Origin of the sequence: Nafulsella turpanensis ZLM-10 (genome assembly GCF_000346615.1) — a bacterium.
In the GTDB taxonomy this organism is placed as follows: Bacteria; Bacteroidota; Bacteroidia; order Cytophagales; family Cyclobacteriaceae; genus Nafulsella; species Nafulsella turpanensis.
Genome location: NZ_ANNU01000017.1, coordinates 24513 through 36606, shown reverse-complemented (window position 1 = coordinate 36606; position 12094 = coordinate 24513). Strand labels below are relative to the sequence as shown.

General features: G+C 44.0%; 7 protein-coding genes. All 7 read right to left on the bottom strand.

Features of this window, described 5'->3' with window-relative positions:
• Positions 1-74 precede the first annotated feature (74 nt).
• Positions 75-2582, bottom strand: a complete 2508-nt coding sequence (locus tag F752_RS0107885; protein WP_017731188.1) for a TonB-dependent receptor plug domain-containing protein — start codon at positions 2580-2582, stop codon at positions 75-77.
• Positions 2583-2911: 329 nt separating this feature from the next.
• Positions 2912-5410 (bottom strand): TonB-dependent receptor plug domain-containing protein, encoded by a 2499-nt coding sequence (locus tag F752_RS0107880; RefSeq protein ID WP_017731187.1) that lies wholly within the window; start codon positions 5408-5410, stop codon positions 2912-2914.
• A 245-nt stretch (positions 5411-5655) separates the two neighbouring features.
• Positions 5656-6267 (bottom strand): carboxylesterase family protein, encoded by a 612-nt coding sequence (locus F752_RS0107875; protein WP_017731186.1) that lies wholly within the window; start codon positions 6265-6267, stop codon positions 5656-5658.
• A gap of 175 nt (positions 6268-6442) precedes the next feature.
• Positions 6443-8221 (bottom strand): ABC transporter ATP-binding protein, encoded by a 1779-nt coding sequence (locus F752_RS0107870; RefSeq protein ID WP_051049880.1) that lies wholly within the window; start codon positions 8219-8221, stop codon positions 6443-6445.
• A 565-nt stretch (positions 8222-8786) separates the two neighbouring features.
• The gene (gene ctlX, locus F752_RS0107860; protein ID WP_026135597.1) at positions 8787-9713 is read right to left on the bottom strand and encodes a citrulline utilization hydrolase CtlX; all 927 of its coding nucleotides are present in this window, start codon (positions 9711-9713) and stop codon (positions 8787-8789) included.
• A 171-nt stretch (positions 9714-9884) separates the two neighbouring features.
• Positions 9885-10994, bottom strand: coding sequence for a fatty acid desaturase family protein (locus tag F752_RS0107855; protein ID WP_017731181.1), 1110 nt, complete (start codon positions 10992-10994; stop codon positions 9885-9887).
• 264 nt (positions 10995-11258) lie between these two features.
• On the bottom strand, positions 11259-12083 hold the full coding sequence (locus tag F752_RS0107850) for an FkbM family methyltransferase (RefSeq protein ID WP_017731180.1): 825 nt from the start codon (positions 12081-12083) through the stop codon (positions 11259-11261).
• Between the last annotated feature and the right edge of the window lie 11 nt (positions 12084-12094).

Here is a 12094-nt window from a genome sequence, read left to right as displayed (position 1 = left end):
AAGTAACGGTTTTTAACAAAAGAGGCTGCCCGAAAAGGTAGCCTCTTTTATTTTCGTGAGCTGAGACGGACGGTCTATTCTACAGAAAAAGTTTTCTCTCCGGTAATAAATCTGCCATCGGCTGTTATGCCTTCAATCAGCAGGATATACTCTTCTTTTTCATCCGAGGTAAAAAATTTAATCTCAGCCTCTCCATTTTCATCAATAAAGATATCCGGGTTCCAGTAGAGGGTACTGCGGAAATCGGGTTTGGCGTGCGAAGGGTCATCTTTATGGTAATTGGGAGTATAAAATTCCCGTGCCAGGTAATAGCCGGGATACTTAAAGGTAATGATGCCTGGTACATCTTCATTGATAGGCTGTTGGCCTACGCCACGCTTTGTATAAACGGCAATTATCCCATTACTTCCTCTTGAGCCGAAAGCAGCTGTTTTAGCTCCCTTCACTACATCTATATAAGCAATATCATGGCCAAAAATAGTGTTCATCACCTGAGGTTCAACCGGCATACCATCTAACAGGAACAGAGCATCGTTGGCACCAGCGCGAAAGCTTCCGGGGCCTCTTATTACTGCTGTTCTGCCTGCTCCATTTGTTGTTACAAAAACGCCCGGTACCCTTCCCTGAATAATATCGAATACATTCATAGCAGAGAAGCCGGGAGGCATAGAATCCATTAGAAGTCTGCCTGATGGTTCACGATAAAAACTTCCACTATGTTCAAATACGCTCTCTTCGCGCGCTCTTTCCGATTCAACTGAAACCTCATCTAACAGAATTACTCGCCTATCCGGACTATATACAGAGTCGATTTCCTGTATTTTTGCCATTTTCTGCTGGTACTGCTTATATGCAGAATAATTGATGGTTTTTTTTACAGTGTTTACAGAAAGTTTCGGAGGAGCTATATTCAAGTCTTTTCCGGAATCAATTTCTATATGGAAATTATCATTTCCTTCACGATCCTTCTTTCTTATTCTGTCGGCCTGTACAATAAAGGTAACGGTATCTGTAAAATGGAGTTCATTGAAAGAAAATTGTCCATCTTTAGTAGTTGTATCGGTTTTGCTGAAAAGAAAATTCTCCATGGTTCGCAGTTCAACAATTCCTTCCGTTTTCTTGTCCTGCCGGGAATAATTGAACAGCTGACCGTTAACGGTGAAACCTTTTTCAGGAAGGATAGAAGGTGCTTTCAGTTTTTCTTCAAGGACCTCTTTCCATGCGAATCTTCTCCAGCCATGAGTTAGCATAAGGAGGTCCAGGAGATAATGTCTGTCCTTATTTTGAGGGTTAAAATAATAATCAGGATTTTCAATCTTACCTCTTAAGTCAGAAGTTAAAAGAAAGAAGCTTCTGATATTGCCGTTTTTCCTAAATTTTTTCAAGAGGGATTCTTCTACTACTGTGGCCGAAACATTACCAATCGGCGTTTCTCCTCTTTTATTCTGGAGCTTGAGTTGAAAGCCTGCTTCCTCTCGTGTATCGTAGGTTGGCTGGTCTGTGGCTATGCTGAGGGAAAGCTGGTGCAATGGATTATCAATAAAAACCAGCCTTTCTCTCTGCGGGATTCCTTCTTTATTGAAAAGAGTAAAGTGCGCAATACCAGAAGACAGGCTATCTGTTGGAATGGCGGCATAAATTTCTTTTGCACCTTTTTCACCTGTTATGGTAGCAAAGGTATTACCTCTGATATGTCCCAGTACAAACGCACCCTCTAATTCATCCGGGTTTGTATGGGAAGCATTAAGATATATTCTGTTATTGTGGCTACGGATATTTATTCCAAAGCCACTCTCTTTGGTGTTCGGGAGTTGAAAGGAGTAGTCTTTTCCATTGTAGGTAACAATGGCTGAGTAAGGTACTTCTCCCGGAGTGGGTTTGAGCTGAATTTCTCCCAAGCCAAATTTGTAAGTACTGAATTCACCAATAACCTCTCCACTGTTATTAACAATATTCCCTTCCACATCTATTCCCTCTCCACTTTCATTTACTGCTTTTATGGCAATTCTATTTTGCAGGCCGTTTACTACTTCTCCACCCTCGGCAAAAAAGTGAAGGTTCAGTTGAGCAGGCAGGGCCTCAATATTTTCTGAACTTGTAAGAGGTGGAAGCTTTTTCGTTGCAGGTTGAGAGGGAAGGGCTTTAATAATTGTAATATCTTTCGTGTATGGGTGAGGAAGACCTTCATTTAGCATATAGCGGGTATAGGCTCTTATGGAATAAGATCCGGCAGCTAAAGAATCCGGGAGAGCAATATCGCCCTTACCTACTCCCTCGGCAACGAAAATATTGCGCTTCGAAATCAGGTTTTGGTCAGGGCCAAGCAGCTCTACATAAAGAATTGTGCTTAGCGAGCCGGGAAGAAGGGTGCTGCCATCGGTTAAATAGGCCTTGAACCAAATTGTTTCTCCAGGACTGTAAATACTTTTATCGGTATGGAGGTAAGCTTTTTCTGTAGGCCGCGCCTGCTGGTAAGACAGGAGCTTTTCATGAACCTCATCAGCAACAGGAGGTGTGTTTTGGCCAAAAAGTGAAAAACTGGAAAATGCCAGGAAAAAGTAAAGGGGGAAGAGCTGTTTCATAATTTTATAATTTTGATGTTAAAATTATAACAAAAGCAATAACCATGCCCCTTCACTTCCTTCACATGGATTTTTTGTTATTTTATATCCAATAAATACAAAATCCATTGATTGTCAGTTGGTTATTGTTTTTGTAATTATTTAAAAGAAGAGTATAAATAGGAAGGGTTGTTTAGAGTTATCAGCTTTTCCGTTAAGAGTATCTATTTACAATAATCTTTTGGACTGTACAATATTCCAAAGCATAAACTATGCTAATAATGACTTGTATTGCTCCAATAAACAGGTTCAGACGGTGAAGCTTCTGCTGGAATGGGCAGGTTGAGGAGTTATTTTACCTGAAAGCTTTTCTCTCCGGTAATAAATCTGCCATCGGCTGTTATGCCTTCAATCAGCAGGATGTACTCTTCTTTTTCATCCGAGGTAAAAAATTTAATCTCAGCCTCTCCATCCTCATCAATAAAGATATCCGGGTTCCAGTAGAGGGTACTGCGGAAATCGGGCTTGGCGTGCGAAGGGTCATCTTTATGGTAATTGGGAGTATAAAATTCCCGTGCCAGGTAATAGCCAGGGTGCTTAAAATTAATAATTCCGGGCACCTCTTTTTTGACATTTACATCATCGGAATGCCTGCGGGTATATACAGCAATGACTGTATTATTTCCCCTAAGCCCATATATGGCAGTTTTTCCTTCTCTTACTATATCCACAAACGCAATATAAGAGGGAGGAATCATGCTGATGATAGAATGATCCACAAGCATTCCATCCAGCACAAATACAGGTACAGTATTTCTAATAAGTACAGACTTCTGGAGCCCTGTTCCTACTATTTTGACTCCCGGCATACTGCCCTGAAGCATATCAAATACATCACGAAAGGCGGTGGAGGAGGATATTGAATCAGGGATTAATCTTTTGGTGGGGTGGTGGTACATCATACCGGGTCGGTCGAAAGGATCATCCTTCTTCTCTTTTTTAGCGTCAACAGCTACTTCTTCCAGTAATACGGTTCCTTCTTCCAAAGCATAGGCAGCATCAATTTCTTTTATCTTGCTGATTTTATCCTGGTATTCTCCTGCTACTGGACTTTCCTGTAAGGAAGGATTTCTGGTGGGGATGGAGGAGGTGCGTTCCTTCCTGAGAGGATGGATACCTGCTGAATCTACAGCAATATAGATCGCATCATTTCCTTTATTGTTCTTTTTTCCTGCCTTATCTGCCTGCAGGATAACAGTAACGGTATCCATGAAGTGCAGTCCTTGAAAAGAAAATTTCCCATCTTCTGAAGTAGTATCTGACTTGCTGAAAAGTAAATCCTCCATGGGCCGGAGCTGTACAATTCCTTCCTGTTCCTTTTCCCGGCGGTAATATTTAAACAGTTGCCCATTAATGGTAAAGCCGACTTCCGGCAGGATGGCAGGGGAGGTAGCCGGAGCTTCCAGTACCTCTTTCCAGGTGAATTTTCTCCAGCCATGGGTAAGCATCAGCAGGTCGAGGAGGTATAGCCTGTCTTTATTTGCCGGGTTAAAATAATAAGCAGGGTTTTCAATGGTCCCCTTCATGTCAGAAGAGAGCAGAAAGAAACTCCTGATGTTATCGGGCTTGTTCCCTCCCTCTTCCAGCAGGGATTTATCAATTATTGTAGCCGAAACATTTCCACTGATGGCCTCACCCCTATGGTCGCGGAGGTGGAGCTGAAAGTTTGCTTCTTCACGGGTATCATAGCTTTGCTGGTCTGTTTTGACAGATAGCCTTGTACGCTTATCTGGGTGGCTGATAAAAACCAGCCTTTCCCTCTGGGGAATGCCTTCTTTATTAAAGAGTGTAAAATGGGCAATGCCAGGCGGGAGGCTGTCGGTAGGGAGGGCGGCATAAATTTCTTTCGCCCCCGGCTCAGCTTCTATGGTAGTAAAAACCCTTCCCCTGATGTGTCCAAGAATATAAGCTCCCTTGATATCTTCCGGATCTGTATGCACCGCTTTAATATAAATTTTATTGCTGTGAGTACGGGCACTCAATGTAGAACCACTGTCTTTTACTTCCGGGAGCATAAAGTAGAAGTTTGTTCCCTTATAATTAACAACTGCAGAATAGGGGGCGTCGGCCAAGGAAGGTTGTAGCAACACATCCCCTAAGCCAAACTTATAGGTATTGAACCAGCTGGTGGTATCACCCCTGTTATTGATGATTTTGCCTTTTATATCAAGACTTTCACCAGCTCCACTCCCTGCTTTAATTCCCATGCGGTTTTGTAGTCCGTTTACCAGCTCACCACCTTCAGGGAAAAATTGAAGCTGTAGGGGCGAAGGCAGTGCAGGAGTTGTAGTGGTATTTTGTTGAAGCTGGATTGTTTCCACTGCTGCCAGGGCAGGAGGTTCATTTTCTCCTACAATATGGATGGGCTCATTAAAAATAAAGGCGGTGTCATTATTCAACATATAGCGGGTGTATGCCTTTATGTGATAAACACCTGTTGCCAGGGAATCAGGAAGTTCAATATCTCCTTTCCCTACTCCTCCGGCAACAAAAATATTACGTTTTGCAATCAGAGTTTGCAGAGGGCTCCATAGTTCAACATATAGAAGGGTGCTTAGGGAGCCGGGGAGGTGAATGCTCCCATCGACCATGTATGCTTTAAACCAAATGGTTTCTGAAGGAGCATAAATATTTTTATCAAGGTGGAGATAAACTTTCTCCGACGGATGGTGCTGTTGGTATGTCTGGAGCTTCTTAGATGCGGTATCTGGCGGGGAAGAGTGTGATTGTGCAGAAATATTAGGGGTAAAAAGAATAAGTAGAAGGCAGAAGAGATAAAAGAATTTCATGTTCCCGGCTTTAACGATAAAAGCATAAAAGTAACAATAATCATGCCTTTTTCATTATATTATTCTCTAATTTATTGTTTTAAGCCAACTTTTAGATTTTAAAACAGCTAAGGTTTAACATAAAGAAGAGAACACTGTCTCCTTTGGCATCAGACTCTTCCTTCAATCAGCTTTTTATATTAAGGGCGAAGATATTTATCCGCCACCACTGATAGCTGTTCTTGCCATTATTTCAAATTGCTCCTTTAATCTCCCTTCCTATGCCCCAGCAGCCAGCTGTAAATATCCGGGTTTGTATAAGTGGGGGTCCAGGAGTCGTGGAAAGCGTCGGGATAGATGGTGACTTTAGGATGTCCTCCGGCTGCTCTTATCGCCTCCACCATCTGCAGGGTTTCTTCTACCGGAACAATATTATCTTTCTGTCCATGGAAGGCCCAGGTAGGCATTTTAATCAGGTTTTTTGCTTTTGAAGGCTCCCCGCCCCCACAAACAGGAATAATGGCTGCGAATTTCTCCGGGTGAGCCGCTGCCCAGTACCAGGTTCCGTAGCCTCCCATGCTCAGGCCTGTCAGGTATACTCTTGATTCATCGGCATCTACCTCTGCAAGTACTTTTTCGTACCAATCATTGAGTAAAGGGATGGTCCAGTATTCCCCGGCTGGGCATTGCGGATACGCCACGATAAAAGGAAAGTCTTTCCTGCCTCTTAAAAAGTCCGGAATGCCCTGGAGTCGAACATTGGACATATTGCTGCCTCTTTCTCCTGCACCATGCAAGAAGAGAATGAGGGGCCACTTTTTACCTGGCTGAAGGTGGTAGTTTCCGGGATAAAATATTTCGTAAGGATAGCCTGCCATATTCGTTTCGCTTTTGTTAGTACCTTACCATACGCGCATATGTGCGCCAGGTTCTATGGTATAATGAGAGGCAACTGAAGAGGCAGTTTAGCCTAAGGAAGATAGTGGCAAAAAAAAGAGGCGGCCCAAAGTTGAATCCGGCTGCCTCTTTAATGGTTAATTTGAATCTGGTTTTTCAAGCTACGAGTAATCCTCTTACCTGTTTATTCACCAGTGAAGCATAGTAGCCATTGCTCATCATAAGCTCCTGATGCCTGCCTGCTTCCAGAATGTTTCCATCCTTCAGCACAATGATTCGATCGGCTTTAACAATGGTGGAGAGCCTGTGGGCGATTATGAAAGAAGTACGGCCTTTCATCAGGTGTTCCAGTGCCTCCTGTACCAATGCTTCCAGCTCCACATCCATGGCCGAAGTGGCCTCATCGAGAATGAGGATGGGCGGGTTTTTAAGAATAGCCCTGGCAATGGCAATACGCTGTCGTTCTCCTACCGAAAGGCGGCTGCCCCTTTCTCCAACAATTGTATCATAGCCTTCTTCCAGCTTGCTAATAAATTCATGCGCATTGGCTGCACGGGCAGCGGCTTCAATTTCCCTGAAGGTTGCCTCTGGTTTTCCATAGGCAATATTATCGCGTATGCTTTCATTAAAGAGAAGCGCATCCTGCAGTACCACGCCAATATTACGGCGAATAGATTGCTGCTTCAGTGAAAGGATATTTTGTCCGTCGATGGAGACACTGCCGCTAACGGGGTCGTAAAAGCGCTGCAAAAGGGCGGTTAGCGTAGATTTTCCTGTGCCGCTGGGGCCAACAAGTGCAATTGTTTGTCCTGCCGGAACATGAAGGTTAATCCCCTTCAGGATGGGGCGGTTGGTGGCGTTATAATGAAAATAAACCTGATCGAAATTAATCTCGCCCTTTACATTTTTAAGCTCAATAGCATCCGGAGCATCGCCCAGTGAATCCTGAGTATCAAGAATTGAGAATATATGGCCTAAGGAGGCACTGGCGGTGCGGATAATTCGGTATATACCTGTTAAATTCTGTACCGGACCAAAGAGGCCTCCCACATAGGCAAGGAAGGCCACCAGGGTACCTAAAGTCATTTCTCCTCTTATTACCAGCCAGCTTCCGAAGGTAACAGCTGTAACGGTTGCGATAGCGATGCTTAGGTTTTGTGCCGCTTTTATCCTGGAGTCGAATGCGACTCCTTTGGTTACGGTTGCGTTTGCTTCATTTACATTGGTGAGAAAGCGCTGCTTTTCATAATCTTCCATGGCAAAGCTGCGAACGGTAACGATACCCGAAAGCACTTCGTTGAAGCGGGAATAGATTTTTCCCCACTTCTGTAGCAGAAATTCTTCGCGCTTACTTTGGGAAGGGGCTGCCCAGGTGGCAATAATGGCAGGCAGTGGCGCGAAGAGAAGGACCAGCAGGGTCATTCGCCAGTCAAGCTGGAGCATAATACTTACGGCCAGCAGCAGGTAGCCTATGGCAGGAATTAAGTTAAACACCACCTCGCTCAGCGCATTTAAGAAGCCCTGTATGCCCTTATCGAGCTTGGTCATAATTGCACCAATACCTTCTTTCCGCTGATTATCCAGCGGAAGGCGGTGCAGGCGCTCAATGGTAGAGCTTAAAAGCGTATGGTGGATGGAGAGGCGGGTGCGCCAGCTCAAATAATTAGAACGGGCGGCAATTGCCTCTTTAGCAAAGGCCAGTCCCAGCATGGCTGCCGCAGTCATTAGCACTTCCTCTATGGAGCCGTTTCCACTAAGGCTGTCGAATATATGTCGCATTAGCAGGGGCTCGCTAACCCCAATGACAGCAATGGTAAGTGTACAGGCAAGAACCACCAGTATGTATCGGGTGTTTGATCTGGTATATTCCAGTGCCCTTTTAATTAGTTTCCAGTGTGAACCGGTATTGGGTTTCCAGTTGGGTAATGTACTCATCAGGCTTCTCTTGGTGCCGGAGGCGAATGGGGTTATTGTGCTGATGTTCAAAGTTATATATTAAATATCAACAAGAAAGAGATGACAAGTGCTGTGCCTGATTAGCGGAGAAAAGAAGTGTAAGATTAGGGGGGAATAATGGTGCAGGGGAGATTTTGATGGAGGAGGAAAAGCCTGGACAAAACAGGAAGCCTTTTCCGGAGTGCCCTGGAAAATATCAGAGCCCGAATTTATGAGGGCTGTAAACTCCCCTATTTGGCTAAAATTTAAAATTGCTGAAAAGGATACAGTCAGGTCAGGGTGTAATATTTTTATGGCTTTTTCTGCTATTCGTGGTAGTGTCTGCCGGGCCTCTTTAAGCTTATAGCAGACAAGTTTCCACAATCGGTACAGGGGCCAATGGAAGAGGATACGTTTTAAAAGTAAAACCCTTTACAGGAGGAACGGTGTGAATAAAGGGCCTGTTCTTAATTCTTAAAAGAATCCGGCTCAGGTGATAGGAGACCGTCATTCCTTAGATGATGGGAAAAAAAGAGCCCGGGGTGCGGGCTCTTCAAGAATAAGATTAAGGCTTAAATATTTCGGCAAGCATACAGCGAATACTGCCTCCCCCGCATTTTTCTATCATATGAATGGGGATAGGAAGCAGGTGGTCGTTATGCATATTCAGCTTGTTCAGTTGGTTCTCTGTAAGAGAATCAAAAGCTGTTTTGGAAAGGACTAGTATTTTTTCTCCCTGCTGATTTTGTACCTGCAGCATATTGCCTGCAAAGCAGTGGTGTACCTGTTGCTGGCTCAGTTCAATAATTTCTTTACCACTGTCCTGGAGAGCGTCAATTACTTTGCCTCTGTCTTGTTCATCTATAATTTCAAGACCTACTGCAGCAAAGGTTTCGCCTACGCACATCATTACATTGGTATGATAAATAAGCTCTCCGGTAGGCCCGTAGGCACGGAAGGTGAGGGGAGAATACTGAAGGCGGTTGTAAAAGCCTGTCAGGGGCTGTTCCATTGTTCTTGGGGAAAGCGCTGCATAGGCAATTCTGTTCTGGCGGTCCAGAACAAGGCTGCCGGTTCCTTCCAGGAAGTGCGGAGGGTTTTGTAATTCGAAATCCTCCAGTTTTATATGTTCTTTATACCTGTAGGTTTCGTTCAGGAACGAAATAATATCTTCCCGTCTTTCCTTCCGGCGGTTCATGGGAGCCATCGGGTAGGTAAAGAGGGGCCCTTCTATATGAGTGGAAAACCAGTTATTAGGGAAGATCGAGTCGGGAGTACCGGAGCCTGGGGTATCCTTCATAACCACTACTTCCACTCCATGCTCTCTCAAAGCATTTACAGCATTACGGAATTCCAGCAGGGCAATATCCTGCACCTGCGAGGGGGTGAACTCCTTCAGCGCCTGCTGAAATGAATTAGTGAGCGAGGCATCCAGGTTAAATCCAAAGCTGCTGGGCTCAATCATTAAAAGAGTATCCGTTATCTGTTTCATTGTTCTGAAGGCATTTTGCTCAATCATTCACTATTTTTTAAAGGTTTGAAAATTGCTCCGATACAGGCGGAACAATAGAATATAACTGAAAATTCCTGTTTTGTCAATTTGGTGAAAGAAAAAGGAAAAGCAGCAGGAGAGTAGTGGTATAGTGCCGCGGAGACCACTGTTTTAGGCAATGGCCTCATTCAGGTCGGGCAATTTCCCAAATCGCTGCAGGGTAGCAATATGCGATTGTACGGCCTGAAAAAAGGTTTCATTTTCCATATACGGAATACCAAATTCTTCGGCCGTCTGCTTTACAATGGGGGCAATGGCAGGGTAATGCACATGGCAAACACGGGGGAAGAGGTGATGTTCTACCTGGAAATTTAAACCGCCTACATACCAGGAGATCCACTTATTATGACGGGAAAAGTTGACGGTGGTATTAAGCTGGTGAATGGCCCAGTCGTTTTCGATGGCTCCGCTCTCGTTAGGTCTTGGGTGGGAGGTCCCTTCAACAGTATGCGCCAGCTGGAAAATGACAGTCAGGATTAGGCCTGCGATAAAGTGCATCAGCAGGAAGCCTGCCAGTACCTCAGAAAACGGAATACCGAAAAAGAGCACCGGAGCAGCCAGTAACACGAAGAAATAAACAACCTTCAGAAGAATGATTTTTGTCAGTGTAACTGCATTTTTAGCAGCCGAATCATTATTAACACCATTACTTGTAAACTTAAAGAACTGTACAAAGTCTTTGAGGAGTACCCAGTAAAGCGTTAATATACCATAGAAAAAGAAGGCATATACCCACTGTAGCTGGTGGAACCGCTTTACCTTTCCATGCGGGTTAAAACGGAGTACCAGTTTGTCCTGTATGTCCTCATCCATTTCTACCACATTGGTATAGGTATGGTGTAATACATTGTGCTGCAGCCTCCAGTTAAAAACAGAGCCACCAAGCAGGTTCAGTGAATAGCCCAGCCATTCGTTGGTAGATTTTTTGGAGGAGTAGGCGCCATGAATCGCATCGTGCATCACACTCATACCAATTCCGGCTACCCCTACACCCATTACAAACCACAGGAGCATACTTAAACCAAATGAAGGCTGGAAAATGAGCAGCAGAATAAAAGGAACGATATAGGCCAGTAGAAGGGTAATGGTTTTAACAATCATGCTGCTGTTAGCGTGCTTCGAGCATTTATTTTCTTTGAAATAAACATCTACTCGTTTTTTGAGGGTAGCAAAGAATTCGCTGCGGTCTTTGTTTACAAATTTTATTCTGGCCTGATGCATAATGAGAACCAATTTTATTAAATAAGATTATTTTTAAGGAAAAAGCCCTGAACCTGTCTGCGAACAAGATAATAAAAGAAACTAAAATTGTAAAATGCGGCTACAGGGCTGTTTCTGGTTTCAGCAGTAGTACAAACAATTGTATCTTTTAATTCAGCAGCAGTCTTTTAATTTCTGTCGAATTATTTCAAATCTTGTATAATTCTGGGTTGGAGAGGAGAGCTTGCTCCTTCTGCAAAGTGTTATGGGGAGAAAGGAAATGGTTCAGAGGAACTTGCCATACTCGCCGGTTGGGCTTTTAATGGCCAGTACATCGCGTCCAAACACTTTAATTTCGTATTCTTTCCGGTGGAGGAGGTCGAAGCAGCTTTGCCTGTCCTCTTCTGATAAAAGAAAATGCTCAAAAACAATTACCGTTGGTTTTGTGGTGCCGATGTCGAACATCTTAATTATCTCAAAGTCGAAACCTTCAGTATCGATCTGGAGCCAGTCTATGTGCTGAATATGGTATTGCTGTAAAAGGCTTTGCGGACTGATGGCTTTAATCTTTTCTGCTTTAATTCTATCCTCTACGCGTTCGGGTATTTCAACACCCTCTTTGCGGGCACAGGAAGCTACGTGCTCCGACTGCACCGCTTTTTCAAGCACTGAACGGTCAAAACTGGTTAAGCCTGTGGCCCAGCGGGCATTACTGAAAGCTACTTTGTAGATGGTACTCTCTCCATCTTTATAATCCAGTGCGGCATTAATGGTGTGAATGCCTTCTGACTTCCGGTACAGCCTTTCCAGGTACTGGTGGTAAACATCGCTCTGGGGCTCCAGGAGTACGCCCTTCCACTTGTCGCGTTTAATAAACTTATGGATAGGATCATGATTAAACCCATCATTGGCCCCTACCTGAATAACGGTCAGATTCCTGTTTCTCCTGGAGAAGTAGTCTGCGAATTCGGCTATGGTTCCCTGCTTTGGCTTATAAAACTGCTGGTAATAAGCCATAAAGAGAGGGCTGTTACTGGCGCTAAGATTAAAAGTTAAATCTTTATAAAAAGCTCGGGCCTTGTTCTTGACGGTATATTTAAGCGAAGGCATTTAAAGTAATT